Below are 21,010 nucleotides of genomic sequence, written 5' to 3' on the forward strand. Positions count from 1 at the left end.
GCGGCAGCGTTTAATTGACGGAGCAATGAATGACGCTGCCTTATCTCTCCCTCACCGATGCACGAAATCTTCATCTCACCGCGCAAGGGCTGTTAAACAAGCCCCGTCGTCGCGCGTCGCCGGAAGATATTCTGGCTACCATTTCTCGCATGTCCTTGTTGCAAATCGATACCATCAATATTGTTGCCCGTAGTCCATATCTGGTGCTTTTCAGTCGTCTGGGAAATTATCCTGCGCAGTGGCTGGATGAGTCTCTGGCGTGTGGCGAATTAATGGAATACTGGGCGCATGAAGCCTGCTTTATGCCGCGTAGCGATTTTCGTCTTATTCGCCACCGCATGCTGGCACCTGAAAAAATGGGCTGGAAATACAAAGATGCCTGGATGCAGGAACATGCGGCGGAAATTGCACAGTTAATTCAGCATATTCATGATAAGGGGCCGGTACGTTCAGCCGATTTTGAGCATCCTCGTAAAGGGGCGAGCGGCTGGTGGGAGTGGAAGCCGCATAAACGGCATCTGGAAGGGCTCTTTACCGCCGGAAAGGTGATGGTGATTGAACGGCGCAACTTCCAGCGAGTTTATGATTTAACCCACCGTGTCATGCCTGACTGGGATGATGAGCGCGATCTCGTTTCGCAAACAGAAGCAGAAATCATCATGCTGGATAACAGTGCGCGCAGCCTGGGAATATTTCGCGAACAGTGGCTGGCGGATTACTACCGGCTGAAACGTCCGGCGCTGGCGGCGTGGCGCGAAGCGAGGGCTGAACAGCAGCAAATCATTGCTGTGCATGTTGAAAAATTGGGTAATCTTTGGCTGCATGCTGATTTGCTGCCGCTACTCGAACGTGCGCTCGCCGGAAAGCTCACTGCAACGCACAGCGCGGTACTTTCGCCTTTTGATCCTGTTGTCTGGGATCGTAAACGGGCAGAGCAACTTTTTGATTTTAGCTACCGGCTGGAGTGCTACACGCCAGCGCCCAAACGCCAGTATGGTTATTTCGTTCTACCGTTATTGCATCGTGGGCAATTAGTTGGGCGAATGGATTCTAAGATGCATCGCCAGACTGGCATCTTTGAAGTGCTCTCTCTCTGGCTACAGGATGGGGTAAAACCAACAGTGACCCTTCAAAAAGGGCTGCGTCAGGCGATTACGGATTTTGCTCACTGGCAGCAGGCAACGCGAGTAACAATAGGGCGCTGCCCGCACGGTTTCTTTACCGATTACCGCACTGGCTGGGAAATAGACCCCGACGCATAAATGATTATGATAAGATTTATGCATTCATAACCCGATCCATCTGGAGGAACTATGGATCATCGTCTGCTTGAAATCATTGCCTGCCCGGTTTGCAACGGCAAACTTTGGTATAACCAGGAAAAACAAGAACTTATTTGCAAACTGGACAACCTGGCTTTTCCGCTGCGCGATGGCATTCCAGTGTTGCTGGAAACGGAAGCCCGCGTGCTGACTGCTGATGAGAGTAAATCATGAGTTTTGTGGTCATTATTCCCGCGCGCTACGCTTCCACGCGTCTGCCAGGTAAGCCGCTGGTCGATATTAACGGCAAACCTATGATTGTTCATGTACTCGAACGCGCGCGCGAATCAGGTGCCGAGCGCATCATCGTCGCAACCGATCATGAGGATGTCGCCCGCGCTGTTGAAGCTGCTGGCGGTGAAGTATGCATGACGCGTGCAGATCACCAGTCAGGTACAGAACGCCTGGCGGAAGTTGTCGAAAAATGCGCGTTCAGCGACGACACGGTGATTGTGAATGTGCAGGGTGATGAACCGATGATCCCCGCGACAATCATTCGTCAGGTTGCCGATAACCTTGCCCAGCGTCAGGTTGGAATGGCGACCTTGGCTGTGCCTATCCACAGTGCGGAAGAAGCCTTTAACCCGAATGCGGTTAAAGTTGTTCTCGACGCCGAAGGTTATGCGCTCTACTTCTCGCGCGCCACCATTCCGTGGGATCGTGACCGTTTTGCGAAAGGTCTGGAAACCGTAGGAGATAACTTCCTGCGCCATCTCGGCATTTATGGCTATCGTGCAGGTTTTATCCGCCGCTATGTTAACTGGCAGCCAAGCCCGTTAGAACATATCGAAATGTTAGAACAGCTTCGTGTGCTGTGGTATGGAGAAAAAATCCATGTTGCTGTCGCCCAGGAGGTTCCTGGCACCGGTGTAGATACTCCCGAAGATCTTGAGCGTGTTCGCGCTGAAATGGCTTAATTTTTCCCCACGACACTCCATCTCAATTTTGGGAGGAGTGTCGTAGCGTTACGATTCTCTTCATTTTTTCCCTTCAACAATTGATCTCATTCAGGTGACATCTTTTACATTGGCGCTCATTATGAAAGCAGTAGCTTTTATGAGGGTAATCTGAATGGAACAGCTGCGTGCCGAACTAAGCCATTTACTGGGCGAAAGATTGAGTCGTATAGAGTGTGTGAATGAAAAAGCAGACACAACTCTGTGGGCGTTGTATGACAGCCAGGGAAACCCGATGCCGCTCATGGCGCGAAGTTTTTCTACCCCGGGGCAGGCCAGACAGCTGGCATGGAAAACCACCATGCTGGCTCGGAGCGGGACTGTTCGCATGCCGACTATCTATGGCGTGATGACGCATGAAGAACATCCCGGTCCCGATGTCTTGTTGCTGGAGCGGATGCGCGGTGTTTCTGTGGAAGCCCCCGCAAGAACGCCAGAGCGCTGGGAACATCTGAAAGATCAAATTGTTGAAGCATTGTTGGCCTGGCACCGTCAGGACAGCCGCGGATGTGTTGGCGCGGTTGACAATACTCAGGAAAATTTCTGGCCTTCCTGGTATCGTCAGCACGTTGAAATGCTGTGGGCGACGCTCAATCAGTTCAATAACACAGGTTTAACCATGCAGGATAAGCGGATTCTTTTTCGCACTCGTGAATGTCTGCCGGTGCTGTTTGAAGGTTTTAACGATAATTGTGTGCTGATTCACGGCAATTTCTGTTTGCGTAGCATGCTGAAAGATTCCCGTAGCGATCAGCTCCTGGCGATGGTCGGACCGGGGTTAATGCTCTGGGCACCGCGTGAGTATGAATTATTCCGGTTGATGGATAACACCCTGGCGGAAGATTTACTCTGGAGTTACCTGCAACGCGCGCCAGTGGCGGAGTCTTTCATCTGGCGGCGTTGGTTGTATGTGTTATGGGATGAAGTTGCGCAACTGGTCAATACCGGGCGGTTTAACCGTAGCAACTTTGATCTGGCGACTAAATCACTCCTGCCGTGGCTCGCCTGACGAACCTTTCAGCCACTGCCAGATGCGGCCAAGCGTTTCATAGCCAACGCGGTCGCTATGCACCAACCAGAGCGGCGAGGGGATTGCTCGTTCCCACGGATTAAGCGGCGAGTCGATTGCTAGCTGATTGGCCGGTGCAGGCAATGGATTCAGCCCTTCCTGCTGAAAAAAGATCATCGCGCGTGGCAAATGGTACGCAGATGTCACCAGCAGGAAAGGGGCGTTGCCAATCGCCTTTTTCACTGCGGCAGCTTCTTCTTCGGTATCTTTTGGTAAATCCAGTGTGATAATTTGCTCGCGTGGGACACCCAGCGATTGCGCCACTCTGGCACCTACTTCGGCTGCGCTGACCGTATTGGTTTGCGCTACCCCACCGGTAAAGATTAACTTTGCGCCAGGGTTGTTGCGCCAGAGACGAATACCTTCATTCAGGCGCGGCAAACTGTTATTGATTAAATTAGAGCTCGGTGCCCACTGCGGGTTCCAGGTATAACCACCTCCGAGCACCACGATATAGTCCACTTTTTGCGAATTATTCCATGTCGGATAGGTGCTTTCGATGGGACGCAGCAGGCGGTCGGCTACCGGTTGCAAACTCAATAACAAGAGCGCCAGCCACCCAATGCTAATAAAAATCTTCCCGGTTTTTTGAAAACGGCTAAACCACAGCAGCGCCAGGCCAGCGCCAATAATCAACAACATCAGCGGAAGTGGCAGCAACATATTGCCAATCACTTTTTTCAGTGTAAAAAGCATCCTTTCTGGTTCCTTTTTTGACCATATAGCAAGGGATCGCCAGCGATATTACACCAGACGGGTTCATTCTCGCCGTGGCTGTGACAAAATAGCGTCTTTATCAGAAAACGTCTTAGCCAACCGGTGGAGAAAGCAATGCAGGATCGCAATTTTGATGATATTGCGGAAAAGTTTTCCCGTAACATTTACGGCACCACCAAAGGGCAGCTTCGACAGGCTATTCTGTGGCAAGATCTCGATCGCGTGCTGGCGGAAATGGGCGCGCAAAAACTGCGTGTGCTGGATGCCGGTGGCGGTGAAGGGCAGACCGCAATCAAAATGGCCGAGCGCGGGCATCAGGTCATTTTATGCGATCTCTCTGCGCAGATGATCGACCGCGCAAAACAGGCGGCAGAAGCAAAAGGTGTGAGCGACAAAATGCAATTTATACATTGCGCCGCTCAGGATGTTGCTTCACATTTGGAAACGCCCGTTGATCTGATATTGTTCCATGCGGTGCTGGAGTGGGTGGCCGATCCCCGCAGCGTATTACAGACCCTGTGGTCCGTGTTGCGTCCAGGCGGTGTGTTGTCGTTAATGTTCTACAATGCGCACGGCTTGCTGATGCATAACATGGTCGCCGGGAATTTTGATTACGTGCAGGCGGGAATGCCGAAAAAGAAAAAACGGACGCTTTCGCCAGATTATCCACGCGACCCGGCGCAAGTTTATCTGTGGCTGGAAGAAGCTGGTTGGCAAATTATGGGTAAGACAGGCGTTCGCGTGTTTCATGATTATCTGCGTGAAAAGCACCAACAGCGCGACAGCTATGAAGCATTACTTGAATTAGAAACGCGTTATTGCCGTCAGGAACCGTATATTAACCTGGGGCGTTATATTCATGTCACCGCGCACAAACCGCAGAGCAAGGATAAAGTATGAGTGAATTATCCCAGACAGTCCCCGAACTGGTTGCCTGGGCCAGAAAAAATGACTTCTCCATCTCGCTGCCGGTAGACCGACTCTCTTTTCTGCTGGCTGTTGCCACGCTGAATGGTGAGCGTCTTGATGGTGAGATGAGTGAAGGCGAGCTGGTGGATGCGTTCCGCCATGTGAGTGATGCGTTTGAGCAAACCAGCGAAACCATCGGCGTGCGCGCCAACAACGCGATCAACGATATGGTGCGTCAACGTCTGCTGAACCGCTTTACCAGCGAGCAGGCGGAAGGGAATGCTATTTATCGCCTGACGCCGCTCGGCATCGGCATTACTGACTACTACATCCGTCAGCGCGAGTTTTCTACGTTGCGCCTTTCTATGCAGTTGTCGATTGTGGCGGGTGAGTTAAAACGTGCAGCCGATGCCGCCGAAGAGGGCGGTGATGAATTTCACTGGCACCGCAACGTCTATGCGCCGCTGAAATATTCGGTAGCGGAAATTTTCGACAGCATCGACCTGACGCAACGTCTGATGGACGAACAGCAGCAGCAGGTGAAGGACGATATCGCTCAGTTGCTGAATAAAGACTGGCGGGCGGCGATCTCCAGCTGTGAATTGTTGCTTTCGGAAACTTCCGGAACGCTGCGTGAATTGCAGGATACGCTGGAAGCGGCAGGCGACAAACTCCAGGCCAATCTGTTGCGCATTCAGGATGCCACTATGACCCATGACGATCTGCATTTTGTCGATCGTCTGGTGTTCGATCTGCAGAGCAAACTCGACCGTATTATCAGTTGGGGCCAGCAATCCATCGACTTGTGGATTGGCTACGATCGCCACGTACACAAATTTATTCGTACCGCTATCGATATGGATAAAAACCGCGTCTTTGCCCAGCGTTTACGCCAGTCGGTACAAACCTATTTTGATGAGCCGTGGGCGCTGACTTACGCCAATGCCGATCGTCTGCTGGATATGCGTGACGAAGAGATGGCACTGCGCGATGAAGAAGTGACCGGGGAACTTCCGCCAGATTTAGAGTACGAAGAGTTTAACGAGATCCGCGAACAACTCGCAGCGATTATCGAAGAGCAGCTCGCCGTCTATAAAACCAGGCAAGTACCGCTGGATCTTGGTCTGGTGGTACGCGAATATCTGGCGCAGTATCCGCGTGCGCGTCACTTTGACGTCGCGCGTATTGTTATTGATCAGGCGGTACGCCTCGGCGTAGCGCAAGCAGACTTCACCGGACTGCCAGCGAAATGGCAGCCGATTAATGATTACGGAGCCAAGGTACAGGCGCATGTCATCGACAAATATTGAACAAGTGATGCCGGTTAAGCTGGCGCAGGCGCTGGCGAATCCGTTATTTCCGGCGCTGGATAGCGCCTTACGTTCAGGCCGCCATATTGGCCTCGACGAACTGGATAATCATGCTTTCCTGATGGATTTTCAGGAATATCTGGAAGAATTTTACGCGCGTTATAACGTGGAGCTAATCCGCGCGCCGGAAGGTTTCTTCTATTTACGTCCACGTTCCACCACCATCATCCCACGTTCCGTGTTGTCGGAACTGGACATGATGGTCGGGAAAATCCTCTGTTATCTCTATCTCAGCCCGGAACGGCTGGCGAACGAGGGGATCTTTACCCAGCAGGAACTGTATGACGAACTGCTCACCCTGGCCGATGAAGCAAAATTGCTGAAACTGGTGAACAATCGTTCTACCGGTTCAGACGTTGACCGCCAGAAGTTGCAGGAAAAAGTACGCTCTTCGCTCAACCGTCTGCGTCGCTTAGGCATGGTGTGGTTTATGGGCCACGACAGCAGCAAGTTCCGCATTACCGAATCGGTGTTCCGCTTTGGTGCCGATGTGCGTGCGGGCGACGATCCGCGTGAAGCACAACGTCGTCTGATTCGCGATGGTGAAGCAATGTCGCTGGAAAATCACCTGCAACTCAATGACGAAACTGAAGAGAATCAGCCAGATAGCGGAGAGGAAGAATAATGATTGAACGCGGTAAATTTCGCTCACTGACGCTGATTAACTGGAACGGCTTTTTTGCTCGCACCTTTGACCTGGATGAGTTGGTCACGACGCTTTCCGGCGGTAACGGTGCGGGTAAATCCACCACGATGGCGGCGTTTGTTACGGCGCTCATTCCCGACTTGACCCTGCTGCATTTCCGTAACACCACGGAAGCCGGGGCTACCAGCGGTTCGCGCGATAAAGGTCTGCACGGTAAGCTGAAAGCGGGTGTCTGTTATTCGATGCTCGACACCATTAACTCGCGCCACCAGCGCGTGGTGGTCGGTGTGCGTCTGCAACAGGTTGCCGGACGCGATCGTAAAGTGGATATCAAGCCGTTTGCCATTCAGGGACTGCCGATGTCGGTGCAGCCGACACAGCTGGTGACCGAATCCCTGAACGAACGTCAGGCGCGCGTGCTGCCGCTTAACGAGCTGAAAGACAAGCTCGAGGCGATGGAAGGCGTGCAGTTTAAACAGTTCAACTCCATTACCGATTACCACTCGCTGATGTTCGATCTGGGCATCATCGCGCGTCGTCTGCGCTCAGCGTCTGATCGTAGTAAATTCTATCGTCTGATCGAAGCTTCGCTGTACGGCGGGATCTCCAGTGCTATTACACGTTCTCTGCGCGACTACCTGCTGCCGGAAAACAGCGGCGTGCGTAAAGCGTTCCAGGACATGGAAGCGGCGCTGCGTGAAAACCGTATGACGCTGGAAGCGATTCGCGTCACCCAGTCGGACCGCGACCTGTTTAAACATCTGATCAGCGAAGCCACCAACTACGTGGCGGCGGACTACATGCGTCACGCCAACGAGCGCCGTGTCCATCTCGATAAGGCCCTGGAGTTTCGTCGCGAGCTACATACTTCGCGTCAGCAGCTGGCGGCGGAGCAGTACAAACATGTCGATATGGCGCGTGAACTGGCAGAGCACAACGGTGCCGAGGGCGATCTGGAAGCGGATTATCAGGCGGCCAGCGATCACCTGAACCTGGTGCAAACCGCTTTGCGTCAGCAGGAGAAAATCGAACGCTACGAAGCGGACCTCGATGAACTGCAGATCCGTCTCGAAGAGCAAAATGAAGTGGTGGCAGAAGCCATCGAGCGCCAGGAAGATAACGAAGCGCGCGCGGAAGCCGCCGAACTGGAAGTGGACGAGCTGAAAAGTCAGCTTGCTGACTACCAGCAGGCGCTGGACGTCCAGCAAACGCGTGCGATCCAGTACAACCAGGCGATTGCTGCGCTTAATCGCGCCAAAGAACTGTGCCATCTGCCGGACTTAACCGCCGACAGCGCCGCCGAATGGCTGGAAACCTTCCAGGCGAAAGAGCTGGAAGCGACCGAAAAAATGCTCTCTCTTGAGCAGAAAATGAGCATGGCGCAAACTGCGCACAGCCAGTTTGAGCAGGCTTATCAGCTGGTGGTTGCAATCAACGGCCCGCTGGCGCGTAACGAGGCGTGGGATGTCGCCCGCGAACTGCTGCGCGAAGGGGTTGATCAGCGTCACCTGGCAGAGCAGGTTCAGCCACTGCGGATGCGCTTAAGCGAACTGGAACAGCGTCTGCGCGAGCAGCAAGAAGCTGAGCGTCTGCTGGCAGATTTCTGCAAACGTCAGGGCAAGAATTTTGATATCGACGAACTGGAAGCCCTGCATCAGGAACTGGAAGCGCGCATTGCCTCTCTTTCTGACAGCGTTTCCAACGCCCGTGAAGAGCGTATGGCGCTGCGTCAGGAGCAGGAACAGCTGCAGTCTCGCATTCAGAGCCTGATGCAGCGTGCGCCGGTTTGGCTGGCAGCGCAAAACAGCCTCAACCAGTTGAGCGAGCAGTGCGGTGAAGAGTTCACCTGCAGCCAGGATGTCACCGAATATCTGCAACAACTGCTGGAGCGTGAGCGCGAAGCGATTGTTGAACGTGATGAAGTGGGCGCGCGCAAAAACGCTGTCGATGAAGAGATCGAACGTTTAAGCCAGCCAGGCGGCTCCGAAGACCAGCGTCTGAATGCGCTGGCCGAGCGTTTTGGCGGCGTGCTGCTGTCAGAAATTTATGACGACGTTAGCCTGGAAGATGCGCCGTACTTCTCGGCGCTGTATGGCCCGTCTCGCCACGCCATTGTGGTGCCGGATCTGTCACAGGTTACCGAGCTGCTGGAAGGGTTAACCGATTGTCCGGAAGATCTTTACCTGATCGAAGGGGATCCGCAGTCGTTCGATGATAGCGTGTTCAACGTCGATGAGCTGGAAAAAGCGGTGGTGGTGAAAACCGCCGAGCGTCAGTGGCGTTACTCGCGCTTCCCGGAAGTGCCGCTGTTTGGTCGCGCGGCGCGTGAAAGCCGGATCGAAAGCTTGCACGCCGAGCGCGAATTGCTCTCTGAACGCTTTGCTACGCTCTCCTTTGATGTTCAGAAAACCCAGCGACTGCATCAGGCATTCAGCCGCTTTATTGGCAGCCATCTGGCAGTGGCGTTTGAGTCCGATCCAGAAGCCGAAATTCGCCAACTGAACAGCCGTCGTGTCGAACTGGAGCGGGCGTTGAGTAATCATGAAAATGATAACCAGCAGCAGCGAATTCAGTTTGAGCAGGCGAAAGAGGGCGTTGCGGCACTGAACCGTATCCTGCCGCGTCTCAACCTGTTAGCGGATGACTCACTGGCGGATCGTGTCGATGAAATCCGCGAACGTCTTGATGAAGCTCAGGAAGCCGCGCGTTTTGTTCAGCAGTTTGGCAATCAACTGGCGAAACTGGAGCCGATCGTTTCTGTGTTGCAGAGCGACCCGGAACAGTTCGAACAGTTAAAAGAAGATTACGCGTATTCTCAGCAGATGCAGCGCGATGCCCGTCAACAGGCATTTGCCCTGACTGAAGTGGTACAGCGTCGTGCGCACTTTAGCTACTCTGACTCGGCAGAAATGCTGAGTGGGAACAGCGATCTCAACGAAAAACTGCGCGAACGTCTGGAGCAGGCGGAAGCGGAACGTACTCGTGCTCGTGAAGCGTTGCGCGGCCACGCTGCGCAGTTGAGTCAGTACAACCAGGTACTGGCTTCGCTGAAAAGTTCTTACGACACCAAAAAAGAGCTGCTTAACGATCTACAACGAGAACTGCAGGATATCGGCGTGCGTGCCGATAGCGGGGCAGAAGAGCGGGCGCGTATTCGCCGTGACGAATTGCATGCGCAACTGAGCAATAACCGTTCACGCCGCAATCAACTGGAAAAAGCGCTGACCTTCTGCGAAGCGGAGATGGACAACCTGACCCGCAAACTACGCAAGCTGGAGCGGGATTACTTTGAGATGCGCGAGCAGGTAGTGACCGCGAAAGCGGGCTGGTGTGCGGTAATGCGCATGGTGAAAGATAATGGCGTTGAGCGCCGCTTACACCGTCGTGAGCTAGCCTATCTCTCCGCTGATGATTTGCGTTCCATGTCGGATAAGGCGTTAGGTGCGCTGCGTCTGGCGGTGGCGGATAACGAACATCTGCGCGACGTGCTGCGCATGTCGGAAGATCCAAAACGACCTGAGCGCAAAATCCAGTTCTTCGTGGCGGTTTATCAGCATCTGCGCGAACGTATTCGCCAGGATATTATTCGTACCGATGATCCGGTGGAAGCTATCGAGCAGATGGAAATCGAACTTAGCCGTCTGACCGAAGAGTTAACTTCTCGCGAACAGAAACTGGCGATCAGCTCCCGCAGTGTGGCGAACATCATTCGCAAAACCATTCAGCGCGAACAGAACCGTATCCGCATGCTCAACCAGGGCTTGCAGAGCGTATCGTTCGGTCAGGTGAACAGTGTGCGTCTGAACGTGAACGTGCGTGAAACCCACGCCATGCTGCTTGACGTGCTTTCAGAACAGCATGAGCAACATCAGGATCTATTCAAGAGCAACCGTCTAACCTTCTCGGAGGCTCTGGCAAAACTGTATCAGCGACTTAATCCACAAATTGATATGGGTCAGCGCACGCCGCAAACCATTGGTGAAGAACTTCTGGATTACCGTAACTACCTGGAGATGGAAGTTGAGGTTAACCGTGGTTCCGATGGCTGGTTGCGCGCGGAGTCTGGCGCACTGTCGACCGGTGAGGCTATCGGTACGGGTATGTCGATTCTGGTGATGGTGGTACAGAGCTGGGAAGATGAATCTCGCCGCCTGCGCGGTAAAGATATCTCTCCTTGCCGTCTGCTATTCCTCGATGAAGCTGCGCGACTGGATGCCCGTTCCATCGCCACGCTGTTTGAATTGTGTGAGCGTTTGCAAATGCAGCTCATCATCGCGGCACCTGAAAATATCAGCCCGGAGAAAGGCACCACCTATAAACTGGTGCGTAAAGTCTTCCAGAATACCGAACACGTTCACGTCGTCGGCCTGCGAGGATTTGCGCCGCAACTCCCTGAAACGCTTCCAGGTACGGATGAAGCGCCTTCTCAGGCAAGTTAAGTTCAAGGCGGCAGCGATGCCGCCTTTTTTTTCGAAAAACTCCGTTTCTGCACTAAAAAAATGCCGCATTATGGCGCGCTTTTCTTTAAACTTCTTTACATTAGGTTGTGTAAAAACGTACCGACGTTTATATACTGAAGGTAAGCTTGATAAGTAACAGGCTTGCTCGTCATACTTTCATGAGTATTGGCGTTGTAAAGGCAGTTAAGATAAAACAGCCTGGCTATTCAGAGTATGATAAAAACAGGGGGCAAGGGATGTTGCTTAACATGATGTGTGGTCGTCGGCTTTCGGCAATCAGTTTGTGCCTGGCCGTAACATTCGCTCCACTGTTCAGTGTGCAGGCTGATGAGCCTGAGATTATCCCTGGTGACAGCCCGGTGGCTGTAAGTGAACAGGGAGATGTACTGCCGCAGGCACAAGCCACGGCAATAATGGCGGGGATCCAACCGCTACCTGAAGGTGCGGCAGAAAAGGCCCGCACGCAAATTGAATCACAATTACCTGCAGGTTATAAGCCGGTTTATCTTAACCAGCTTCAACTCTTGTATGCAGCACGCGATATGCAGCCGATGTGGGAAAATCGTGATGCAGTTAAAGCTTTCCAGCAGCAGTTGGCGGAAGTGGCGATTGCCGGTTTTCAACCGCAGTTTAACAAATGGGTGGAGTTACTGACTGACCCTGGCGTTAACGGTATGGCACGTGATGTGGTGCTATCGGATGCAATGATGGGGTATCTCCATTTCGTCGCAAACATTCCGGTCAAAGGTACCCGCTGGCTGTACAGCAGTAAACCTTATGCGCTCTCAACACCGCCGCTCTCGGTCATTAACCATTGGCAGGTGGCGCTGGATAACGGTCAACTGACCACGTTTGTCACAGGGTTGGCACCACAGCATCCGCAATATTCAGCAATGCATGAATCTTTGCTGAACTTATTGAGTGATTCCAAACCGTGGCCGCAACTGACCGGTAAAGCAACGCTACGCCCTGGTCAATGGAGTAACGACGTCCCGGCGCTGCGCGAGATTTTGCAGCGTACAGGTATGCTCGAAGGTGGGCCGAAAATAGCACTGCCGGGCGATGAAACATCGACAGGCGCGGTAGTTAGTCCGTCTGCCGCTGCAATCGAAACAGCCGAAACTAAGCCGATGGGTAAGCAAACTACAGCTCGCAGTAAACCTGCGCCAGCCGTCCGAGCTGCCTATGATAATGAGCTGGTGGAAGCCGTGAAACGTTTTCAGGCATGGCAAGGCTTAGGGGCAGAGGGCTCTATTGGCCCGGCAACGCGAGACTGGTTAAACGTCACGCCTGCACAGCGAGCGGGCGTGCTGGCGCTCAATATCCAGCGATTGCGCTTGCTGCCATCCGAGCTTTCTACTGGCATCATGGTTAACATTCCGGCCTATTCGCTGGTCTATTATCAGAACGGCAATCAAGTGCTGGATTCAAGGGTCATTGTCGGTCGTCCCGATCGCAAAACGCCGATGATGAGCAGTGCCTTAAACAATGTGGTGGTAAACCCGCCGTGGAACGTACCACCGACGCTGGCACGCAAAGATATTCTGCCAAAGGTGCGTAACGATCCCGGTTATCTTGAAAGCCATGGCTATACGGTTATGCGCGGCTGGAACAGCAAAGATGCGCTTGACCCGTGGCAGATTGACTGGTCGACGATAACCGCATCGAATTTGCCGTTCCGCTTCCAGCAAGCTCCTGGCCCGCGAAATTCGCTAGGACGGTATAAATTTAATATGCCGAGTTCAGACGCTATCTATTTGCATGACACGCCGAATCACAATCTTTTCAAACGTGAAACGCGCGCGTTGAGTTCTGGCTGTGTGCGGGTGAATAAGGCGTCGGATCTGGCAAATATGCTGCTGCAGGATGCTGGCTGGAATGACAAGCGTATCTCCGATGCTCTAAAGCGGGGTGATACCCGTTACGTTAATATTCGTCAATCGATACCGGTTAATCTTTACTATCTGACCGCTTTTGTTGGTGCAGATGGTCGGACCCAATATCGTACAGATATTTACAATTATGATCTGCCGGCACGATCCAGCTCGCAAATTGTCTCAAAAGCGGAACAATTAATCAGGTAAATGAAGTAGTTCGGGAAAATCTGTTGTCGTAATAATTAGCATTTTCGGGGGCTATTCTCTGTAGCCCCCGTCGCTGCTGGGGGTGAGTCATCTTGACGTCAGCTTTATGGGCGGTTAAGGTGCCTCTTGTGCGCCAGAAGTGCATATAAACGATAACATTGACCTGTAGACTTGATTATCATGGACAAATTCGACGCTAATCGCCGCAAACTACTGGCGCTTGGTGGTGTTGCACTTGGTGCCGCCATCCTGCCGACGCCTTCATTTGCGACACTCTCTACCCCACGTCCGCGCATTTTGACACTTAACAATCTCCATACCGGAGAGTCAATTAAGGCGGAGTTTTTCGATGGCAGAGGCTATATTCAGGAAGAATTGGCAAAACTAAACCATTTTTTCCGCGATTTCCGCGCGAACAAAATAAGGTCCATCGACCCAGGATTATTCGACCAGTTATATCGCCTGCAAGGGTTGTTAGGCACTCGCAAGCCAGTACAGCTCATTTCTGGCTACCGTTCGATTGACACCAATAATGAATTACGCGCCCACAGCCGTGGAGTAGCAAAGAAAAGCTATCACACTAAAGGGCAGGCGATGGACTTCCATATTGAAGGTATTGCGTTAAGCAATATACGCAAAGCAGCGTTATCTATGCGCGCAGGTGGTGTAGGATATTACCCACGCAGTAACTTTGTGCATATTGATACCGGGCCAGCGCGGCACTGGTAACAATCGCTTAACGAAACAGGGGCAGTATGAATTATCGTATTATTCCGGTCACCGCATTTTCCCAGAACTGTTCATTGATCTGGTGTGAGCAAACTCGCCTGGCCGCACTGGTCGATCCGGGTGGCGATGCGGAAAAAATCAAACAGGAAGTTGACGCCAGCGGCCTGACGCTAATGCAGATCCTGCTGACGCATGGTCATCTGGACCACGTTGGCGCAGCGGCGGAACTGGCACAACACTACGGCGTGCCAGTGCTTGGCCCGGAAAAAGAAGATGAGTTCTGGCTGCAAGGCTTGCCTGCGCAGAGTCGCATGTTTGGCCTGGAAGAGTGTCAGCCATTAACGCCAGAACGCTGGCTGAATGAAGGCGACACTATCAGCATAGGGAATGTGACTTTACAGGTGTTACATTGCCCAGGGCATACGCCAGGCCATGTGGTTTTCTTTGATCATCAGGCAAAACTGTTGATTTCTGGCGACGTCCTTTTCAAAGGCGGAGTAGGGCGCAGTGACTTCCCACGAGGCGATCACAATCAACTGATTTCTTCAATCAAAGATAAATTGCTGCCATTGGGGGATGACGTGACATTTATTCCGGGTCACGGACCATTATCCACTCTTGGTTATGAGCGCCTGCATAACCCCTTCCTGCAAGACGAAATGCCCGTCTGGTAAAAGCGCATAAAAAAGCCCGCTTTTAATGCGGGCCTGGATTTCTGACAAAGTGCGCTTTGTTTATGCCGGATGCGGCGCGAGCACCTTATCCAGCTTACAAAATCGTGCAAATTCAAAATATTGCAGGGGACGCGTAGGCCTGATAAGCGTAGCGCATCAGGCAATGTTGCGTTTGTCATCAGTCTCAGCCCGCTTTCAGCGGGCTTCATTGGTTTTAACGCTTACAGCACAGCCACAATCGCTTCGCACAGCGGCGCCATATTATCTGGCGTCATTCCGGCCACGTTTACGCGACCAGAAGCAACAGCATACACGCCAAACTCTTCACGCAGACGCAGTACCTGTTCTTTTGTCAGGCCACTGAAAGAGAACATACCATTCTGTTTGATGATAAAGCTAAAGTCGCGGTTTGCGCCTTTCTCCTGCAGTGTATTAACAAATAACTGACGCATACGCTGAATGCGCTGGCGCATATCGGTCAGCTCTTGTTCCCAGATCGCACGCAAAGCCTCGTTGCTCAGGATCGTAGCAACAACCGAAGCCCCGTGAGCCGGTGGGTTAGAATAGTTTGCGCGAATTACTGCTTTCATCTGGCTGAATGCACGATCGACAGTTTCACTGTCTGCGGCAACCAGAGTACAAGCGCCAACACGCTCGTTGTACAGGCCAAAGTTCTTAGAGTAGGAACTGGCGACGATCAGCTCTTTATGCAGAGCCGCGAAAGCGCGCAGACCTTCAGCATCCTCTTCCAGACCACGGGCGAAACCCTGGTAAGCGAAGTCAAATAGCGGCAGCCAGCCTTTCTCAACAGAAAGCTGCGCCAGTGTTTGCCATTGCTCCAGTGTAGGATCGATGCCGGTAGGGTTATGGCAGCAGCCGTGGAACAGGACAACGTCACCAGCCTGAGCTTCGTTCAGACTGTTAACTAAAGCGTCGAAGTCCAGAGTGTGATTTTCCGCATCGTAATAAGCGTATTCACGAACTTCCAGACCCGCAGAGTTAAATACGCTCTTATGGTTTGGCCAGCTTGGGTTGCTCACCCACACACGCTTAACGCTGGTATTTTTTGCCAGGAAATCGGCAGCTACACGTAATGCACCGGTACCACCTGGGGTCTGGGCTGTACGTGCGCGTTTGTCATTGATTAAGGCGCTACCTTTACCAAACAGCAGTTCCTGAGTACAACGACCAAATTCAGGAATACCGTCAATGCCGAGGTAGTTTTTGGTGGTTTCATTTTCGAGCAGATACTGTTCAGCCTTTTTAACGCTGGTCAATACCGGGGTTTTGCCCGTCTCATCTTTATAGACACCAATCCCGAGGTTAATTTTGCCGGGACGTTCATCGGCACGAAACAGATCGGCCAGGCCCAGAATCGGGTCGGCAGGAGCGGCGGTAATGTTCTCAAACATGACGAGGTTCCATTATGGTTACAGAAGGGAAGTCCGCTATCAGGGTAACGGGAGATTTACAAAATTCCAACTATTACTGATGAAAACGCAGGCTGTTTTTTCAAGACGTGAGATTGCTCTGGAAGGCATAAAAAAACAGGACCAAAGTCCTGTTTTTTCGGCATTTAACAAAGAGGTCTGCTATTAGAACTGGTAAACGATACCTACAGCAACGGTATCATCAGAACCTACGCCCAGTTTGTTGTCAGAATCGATCTGGTTGATGATGTAGTCAACATAGGTGGACATGTTTTTGTTGAAGTAGTAGGTTGCGCCCACTTCAACGTAGTTCACCAGATCAACATCACCGATGCCTTCTACGTCTTTCGCTTTAGATTTGGTGTAAGCGATGGACGGACGCAGACCAAAGTCAAACTGGTATTGCGCAACTAACAGAACGTCTTGCGTTTTGTTGGCAAAGCCACCAGTGATCGGGGTGGCGTTACGGGTTTCACCGTAGTTTGCTGCCAGGTAGATGTTATTTGCATCATACTTCAGGCCAGTTGCCCACTGTTCAGCTTTTTTACCCTGGCCGAGAGGCTGAGCTTCTTGCAGGTCGGTGCGGTCAGCTGCACCATAAGCACCAACGATACCAAATCCTTCGAATTCGTAGCTGATGGAACCGCCAACACCGTCGCCGTTAGAACGTCGTGCAGTATCACGCTCGTTTTTACCCAGGTACTGAACAGCGAAGTTCAGGCCGTCAACCAGACCAAAGAAGTTGGAGTTACGGTAAGTCGCAACGCCGCCAACACGACCAACGAAGAAGTCATCGCTGTATGCGGTATCGCCACCGAACTCTGGCAGCATATCGGTGTAGCCCAGTGCGTCATAAACAACACCGTAATTACGACCGTAATCGAAAGAACCTACGTCAGCGTATTTCAGACCAGCGAATGCCAGACGGGTTTTGTTGCCAGTTTGAGCGTCAGCACCTTCAGAGTTGTTACCCTGGAAGTTGTATTCCCACTGACCGTAACCGGTCAGATCGGAATTGATTTGAGTTTCCCCTTTAAAACCAAGGCGGGCATAGGTCATGTCACCATTGCCACCGTAACTGTTTTCACCGTTATCCTTGGAAAAATAATGCAGACCGACAGCTTTACCGTACAGATCTACTTTGTTGCCATCTTTGTTATAGATTTCTGCAGCGTTTGCAGTACCTGCTACTAACAGAGCAGGGACAATCACTGCCAGAATATTGCGCTTCATCATTATTTATTACCCTCATGGTTTTTTTTATAACACCTGCCACTGCCGCCAATAAGCTCTGTCAATGAATCTTTACGGAACTATTGATGAGAGTTTGGTGTTTTATGTATCTGCAGGCATCTTTCCATTCAAACTAACGTTTCGCTACCGTGAAAGTGCTACAAAGATAAAGATATAGTTACAAAAAGCAAAAATGTGTAACCAATGGTAAAATTTAAGGGACTTTGTGAACGCCGTCATATTTCCATTGGACTTTAATGATATTTGCAGTGAATTTGATCTATTTATATGATTTCCTTATGTTTAAATTAACTAAACGAAAATTTTCTTTCTGATCATTTTTCCCCGCAGTCTCGCTGAATCACGCTTTCAGGCGTCCAGAAAGCCAAAAATAAGTATAAAAATTGTGCTATCAGCTAAGAAATTGCTAATCCGCAATAAGACTGTGGGTTAATTTTTTGTTCGCAAATATTTCAGAGAAATATTCCGTAACAGGAAGAGGGGCCTTGAGGGGTTGCAAATAGATTGATTGACTTAACAAACAGATAACTTGACAGAAGGGGATAAAAAAGAGCCAGCGTGCGCTGGCTCTTTCAGGAAGTGAATTAGAAGCTGGCGTTACGCGGAGTACGTGGGAAAGGAATCACGTCACGCACGTTCTGTACGCCGGTCACGTAGGCAATCAGGCGTTCAAAGCCAAGACCGAAACCGGAATGTGGAACAGTACCGTAGCGACGCAGATCGCGATACCACCAGTAATCTTCTTTGTTCAGGCCCATCTCCAGCATGCGCTCGTCCAGCACGTCCAGACGCTCTTCACGCTGCGAACCACCAATGATCTCACCGATACCCGGCGCCAGAACGTCCATTGCGGCAACGGTTTTACCGTCTTCGTTAAGGCGCATATAGAACGCTTTAATGTCTTTCGGATAGTTTTTAACCACTACCGGTGCTTTAAAGTGTTCTTCCGCCAGATAACGCTCGTGCTCAGAAGAGAGATCGACGCCCCAGTAAACCGGGTTTTCAAATTTCTTACCGCAGTTTTCAAGGATGGTGACTGCTTCGGTGTAATCAACCTGGGCGAAGTCTGCTTCAATGAAACGTTCCAGGCGGCTTACAGCATCTTTGTCCACGCGTTCAGCGAAGAATTTCATGTCGTCAGCACGTTCTTCGAGAACTGCTTTGAAGACATATTTCAGCATGGCTTCAGCCAGACCGGCGATATCGTTCAGATTAGCAAACGCGACTTCTGGCTCCAGCATCCAGAATTCCGCCAGGTGACGACTGGTGTTGGAGTTTTCAGCACGGAATGTCGGGCCGAAGGTATAAATTTTCGACAGCGCACAGGCATAAGTTTCGCCGTTCAACTGGCCAGATACGGTCAGGAAAGACTCTTTACCGAAGAAGTCTTTATCGAAATCGACTTTGCCCTGATCGTTACGCGGCAGGTTTTCCAGATCCAGCGTTGAAACGCGAAACATTTCGCCAGCGCCTTCGGTATCGGACGCGGTAATCAGCGGCGTAGAAACCCAGAAGAAGCCCTGCTCGTTAAAGAAGCGATGCAGTGCCTGTGCCAGCGTGTGGCGAACGCGTGCTACTGCGCCAATCAGGTTGGTACGCGGACGCAGGTGAGCGACTTCACGCAGATATTCGATGCTGTGGCGTTTTGCGGCCATCGGGTAAGTGTCTGGATCTTCAACCCAACCGGCAACTTCAACGTTGCTGGCCTGAATTTCAAATTGTTGCCCCTGGCCCGGCGATGCCACGACTTTACCCGTCACAATGACCGAGCAACCGGTGGTCAGACGCAGTACGTCTTCATTGTAATTGGGCAGAGAATTATTGATGACAGCCTGTACAGGATCAAAGCAGGAACCGTCATAAACGGCGAGGAAGGAGATGCCAGCTTTTGAATCTCGGCGGGTACGTACCCATCCGCGCACGGTGACTTCGCTGTCAACGGCTATGCGGCCCTGGAGTACGTCGGCTACAGGCACAACGCTCATAATATTCTCTCTGTTAATAGTCGGAAAAAATAAACACTTGTCCACCCGTCAATGGGGGGATACCTATGTTACCTGGCATCTGCAATCAGACAAGCAGAATTCGCAGATGGGGCAAAAGATTTCGGAATAAAAGGCAAAAAAGGAGCCGTTATGGCTCCCTGATGATATTAACTGGCTTTTTTAATGTGCGGAAGGTCGAATGCTTTACGCAGCGCGCGGACAAACGCTTTGTCATGGCAGATAGTTTTGCCAGGGCTGTCAGAAAGTTTCGCCACCGGTTTACCGTTACACTCCACCAGTTTAATCACGATATTCAAGGGTTTTACCTGAGGAATATCACAAGTCAGGCGTGTACCAATGCCAAAACTTAATTGCACGCGAGAAGAGAAGTGGCGATAAAGCTCAACCGCTTTAGGTAAATCCAGATTGTCGGAGAAAACCAGTATTTTGCTTTGCGGATCAATCCCCAGTTTCTCATAATGTGCAATCGCTTTTTCGCCCCATTCTACCGGGTCGCCAGAGTCATGACGCAAGCCCTGATAGCGGCTGGCAAACTCCACACCGAAATCACGTAAGAATGCATCCATCGTAATACAGTCGGTTAACGCAATCCCCAGTTGATCGGGATACTCTTCCAGCCAGGCAGCAAGTGCAGCTCGCTGGCTGTTGGCAAGGTCCGGGCTGATTTGCTGATGTGCCTGGAACCATTCGTGTGCCTGGGTTCCCATCGGCGTAAGGGAAAGGCGACGCGCCAGATCGTAATTACTGGTGCCAACGAACCACTTTTCCTGTTGCAGACGTTTAACGATGGTTTCTTGTACTTCGCGAGAAAAACGGCGGCGAGTGCCGAAATCCATCAGATGGAAGCGCGACATATCAAGGTCGGCGGTTAACGCCGAGAAGTTGACTAATTTGCTTTCCAGAGTGTCGAGGGCTTGCGCAACGTCAGCCTGCGGTGAGCGATAGCGATGTACCAGTTCACTAATCACCGCCAGCAACGGGACTTCCCATAGGATGACTTCACGCCACGGACCGCTTAAACGAATATCCAGCTTACCGTTATCGTTGCTAACAGTGACCTGTTCCGGATTAAAGCGGAATTCACGCAGCCAGTCGAGATAGTCGGCTTTAAAGAAAGGCAGGGCAGAGAGCCACTGATATTCATCATCCCGCAGGCACAAGTTTTCCATCGCCTGAACCTGTTCACGAATAGCATCGGCATAAATACCCAGCAGATCGTCACCACGGCAACGAAATTCCGCCGCGACATGCACATCATAGTAGTGATGAAACACGGCTTGCTGCATATGCAACTTATAAGCATCTGTATCCAGCAACGAGTGCAGAACAGGAGAAGCGAATTGTGTCATAGGTGCGCAGTAGCGTCCTCTTACGGGAGCGTTTA

The 21,010-nt window shown here is 51.7% G+C and carries 16 protein-coding genes; 11 read left to right on the forward strand and 5 right to left on the reverse strand.

Annotated elements, in window-relative coordinates:
• Window positions 1-29: 29 nt before the first annotated feature.
• From ycaQ to FEK46_RS04820, 4 genes are all read left to right on the forward strand, one after another.
• Complete coding sequence (gene ycaQ, locus FEK46_RS04805) at window positions 30-1,262, forward strand: crosslink repair DNA glycosylase YcaQ (protein WP_130260777.1); 1,233 nt, start codon at window positions 30-32, stop codon at window positions 1,260-1,262.
• A 51-nt stretch (window positions 1,263-1,313) separates the two neighbouring features.
• Entirely contained in the window at window positions 1,314-1,496 is a 183-nt protein-coding gene (ycaR, locus tag FEK46_RS04810; protein WP_000350058.1) for a protein YcaR, read from the forward strand.
• Entirely contained in the window at window positions 1,493-2,239 is a 747-nt protein-coding gene (gene kdsB / locus FEK46_RS04815) for a 3-deoxy-manno-octulosonate cytidylyltransferase (protein WP_064528339.1), read from the forward strand. Before ycaR ends, kdsB begins: the two co-directional genes overlap by 4 nt.
• 154 nt (window positions 2,240-2,393) lie before the next feature.
• Window positions 2,394-3,287 carry a YcbJ family phosphotransferase gene (locus tag FEK46_RS04820; protein WP_130205335.1) on the forward strand — a complete coding sequence of 298 codons (894 nt, stop codon included), beginning with the start codon at window positions 2,394-2,396 and terminating at the stop codon, window positions 3,285-3,287.
• Here FEK46_RS04820 and elyC read toward each other — a convergent pair.
• Window positions 3,264-4,043, reverse strand: coding sequence for an envelope biogenesis factor ElyC (gene elyC / locus FEK46_RS04825; RefSeq protein ID WP_130205337.1), 780 nt, complete (start codon window positions 4,041-4,043; stop codon window positions 3,264-3,266). The two genes, FEK46_RS04820 and elyC, sit on opposite strands and share 24 nt — an antisense overlap.
• Window positions 4,044-4,178: 135 nt before the next feature.
• On the opposite strand from elyC, the gene cmoM reads away from it, so the two are divergent.
• The 7 genes from cmoM to gloC all read left to right on the forward strand — a co-directional run bounded on the left by cmoM (window position 4,179) and on the right by gloC (window position 14,936).
• Window positions 4,179-4,964, forward strand: coding sequence for a tRNA uridine 5-oxyacetic acid(34) methyltransferase CmoM (gene cmoM / locus FEK46_RS04830; protein WP_130205339.1), 786 nt, complete (start codon window positions 4,179-4,181; stop codon window positions 4,962-4,964).
• Window positions 4,961-6,283 carry a chromosome partition protein MukF gene (gene mukF, locus FEK46_RS04835; RefSeq protein WP_130205341.1) on the forward strand — a complete coding sequence of 441 codons (1,323 nt, stop codon included), beginning with the start codon at window positions 4,961-4,963 and terminating at the stop codon, window positions 6,281-6,283. Before cmoM ends, mukF begins: the two co-directional genes overlap by 4 nt.
• Entirely contained in the window at window positions 6,264-6,968 is a 705-nt protein-coding gene (gene mukE / locus FEK46_RS04840; protein ID WP_010344468.1) for a chromosome partition protein MukE, read from the forward strand. Before mukF ends, mukE begins: the two co-directional genes overlap by 20 nt.
• Window positions 6,968-11,428, forward strand: coding sequence for a chromosome partition protein MukB (gene mukB / locus FEK46_RS04845; protein ID WP_135559686.1), 4,461 nt, complete (start codon window positions 6,968-6,970; stop codon window positions 11,426-11,428). The genes mukE and mukB overlap by 1 nt, the downstream gene beginning before the upstream one ends.
• A gap of 257 nt (window positions 11,429-11,685) precedes the next feature.
• On the forward strand, window positions 11,686-13,533 hold the full coding sequence (gene ldtD / locus FEK46_RS04850) for a L,D-transpeptidase (RefSeq protein WP_135559685.1): 1,848 nt from the start codon (window positions 11,686-11,688) through the stop codon (window positions 13,531-13,533).
• Between the two features lie 180 nt (window positions 13,534-13,713).
• A complete protein-coding gene (locus tag FEK46_RS04855) occupies window positions 13,714-14,262 on the forward strand; it encodes a YcbK family protein (protein WP_130205347.1) in 549 nt (182 codons plus the stop codon).
• A gap of 26 nt (window positions 14,263-14,288) precedes the next feature.
• On the forward strand, window positions 14,289-14,936 hold the full coding sequence (gloC, locus tag FEK46_RS04860; protein ID WP_135559684.1) for a hydroxyacylglutathione hydrolase GloC: 648 nt from the start codon (window positions 14,289-14,291) through the stop codon (window positions 14,934-14,936).
• Window positions 14,937-15,157: 221 nt separating this feature from the next.
• Here the strand turns inward: gloC and aspC are convergent, their stop codons facing one another.
• The 4 genes from aspC to pncB form a co-directional block, all read right to left on the reverse strand.
• Entirely contained in the window at window positions 15,158-16,348 is a 1,191-nt protein-coding gene (gene aspC, locus FEK46_RS04865; protein ID WP_130205351.1) for an aspartate transaminase, read from the reverse strand.
• 183 nt (window positions 16,349-16,531) lie between these two features.
• The gene (gene ompF / locus FEK46_RS04870; RefSeq protein WP_130205353.1) at window positions 16,532-17,602 is read right to left on the reverse strand and encodes a porin OmpF; all 1,071 of its coding nucleotides are present in this window, start codon (window positions 17,600-17,602) and stop codon (window positions 16,532-16,534) included.
• Between the two features lie 602 nt (window positions 17,603-18,204).
• Window positions 18,205-19,605, reverse strand: a complete 1,401-nt coding sequence (gene asnS / locus FEK46_RS04875; protein WP_130205355.1) for an asparagine--tRNA ligase — start codon at window positions 19,603-19,605, stop codon at window positions 18,205-18,207.
• Between the two features lie 167 nt (window positions 19,606-19,772).
• Window positions 19,773-20,975 carry a nicotinate phosphoribosyltransferase gene (gene pncB / locus FEK46_RS04880; protein WP_130205357.1) on the reverse strand — a complete coding sequence of 401 codons (1,203 nt, stop codon included), beginning with the start codon at window positions 20,973-20,975 and terminating at the stop codon, window positions 19,773-19,775.
• Window positions 20,976-21,010 lie beyond the last annotated feature (35 nt).

This window comes from Escherichia sp. E4736 (assembly GCF_005781225.1).
GTDB lineage: Bacteria > Pseudomonadota > Gammaproteobacteria > Enterobacterales > Enterobacteriaceae > Escherichia.

Excerpts from the sequence above, each read along its gene's own strand:
- ycaQ (WP_130260777.1), top strand. The coding sequence starts at position 30 with ATGACGCTGCCTTATCTCTCCCTCACCGATGCACGAAATCTTCATCTC.
- ycaR (WP_000350058.1), top strand. The coding sequence starts at position 1,314 with ATGGATCATCGTCTGCTTGAAATCATTGCCTGCCCGGTTTGCAACGGC.
- kdsB (WP_064528339.1), top strand. The coding sequence starts at position 1,493 with ATGAGTTTTGTGGTCATTATTCCCGCGCGCTACGCTTCCACGCGTCTG.
- FEK46_RS04820 (WP_130205335.1), top strand. The coding sequence starts at position 2,394 with ATGGAACAGCTGCGTGCCGAACTAAGCCATTTACTGGGCGAAAGATTG.
- elyC (WP_130205337.1), bottom strand. The coding sequence starts at position 4,043 with ATGCTTTTTACACTGAAAAAAGTGATTGGCAATATGTTGCTGCCACTT.
- cmoM (WP_130205339.1), top strand. The coding sequence starts at position 4,179 with ATGCAGGATCGCAATTTTGATGATATTGCGGAAAAGTTTTCCCGTAAC.
- mukF (WP_130205341.1), top strand. The coding sequence starts at position 4,961 with ATGAGTGAATTATCCCAGACAGTCCCCGAACTGGTTGCCTGGGCCAGA.
- mukE (WP_010344468.1), top strand. The coding sequence starts at position 6,264 with ATGTCATCGACAAATATTGAACAAGTGATGCCGGTTAAGCTGGCGCAG.
- mukB (WP_135559686.1), top strand. The coding sequence starts at position 6,968 with ATGATTGAACGCGGTAAATTTCGCTCACTGACGCTGATTAACTGGAAC.
- ldtD (WP_135559685.1), top strand. The coding sequence starts at position 11,686 with ATGTTGCTTAACATGATGTGTGGTCGTCGGCTTTCGGCAATCAGTTTG.
- FEK46_RS04855 (WP_130205347.1), top strand. The coding sequence starts at position 13,714 with ATGGACAAATTCGACGCTAATCGCCGCAAACTACTGGCGCTTGGTGGT.
- gloC (WP_135559684.1), top strand. The coding sequence starts at position 14,289 with ATGAATTATCGTATTATTCCGGTCACCGCATTTTCCCAGAACTGTTCA.
- aspC (WP_130205351.1), bottom strand. The coding sequence starts at position 16,348 with ATGTTTGAGAACATTACCGCCGCTCCTGCCGACCCGATTCTGGGCCTG.
- ompF (WP_130205353.1), bottom strand. The coding sequence starts at position 17,602 with ATGATGAAGCGCAATATTCTGGCAGTGATTGTCCCTGCTCTGTTAGTA.
- asnS (WP_130205355.1), bottom strand. The coding sequence starts at position 19,605 with ATGAGCGTTGTGCCTGTAGCCGACGTACTCCAGGGCCGCATAGCCGTT.
- pncB (WP_130205357.1), bottom strand. The coding sequence starts at position 20,975 with ATGACACAATTCGCTTCTCCTGTTCTGCACTCGTTGCTGGATACAGAT.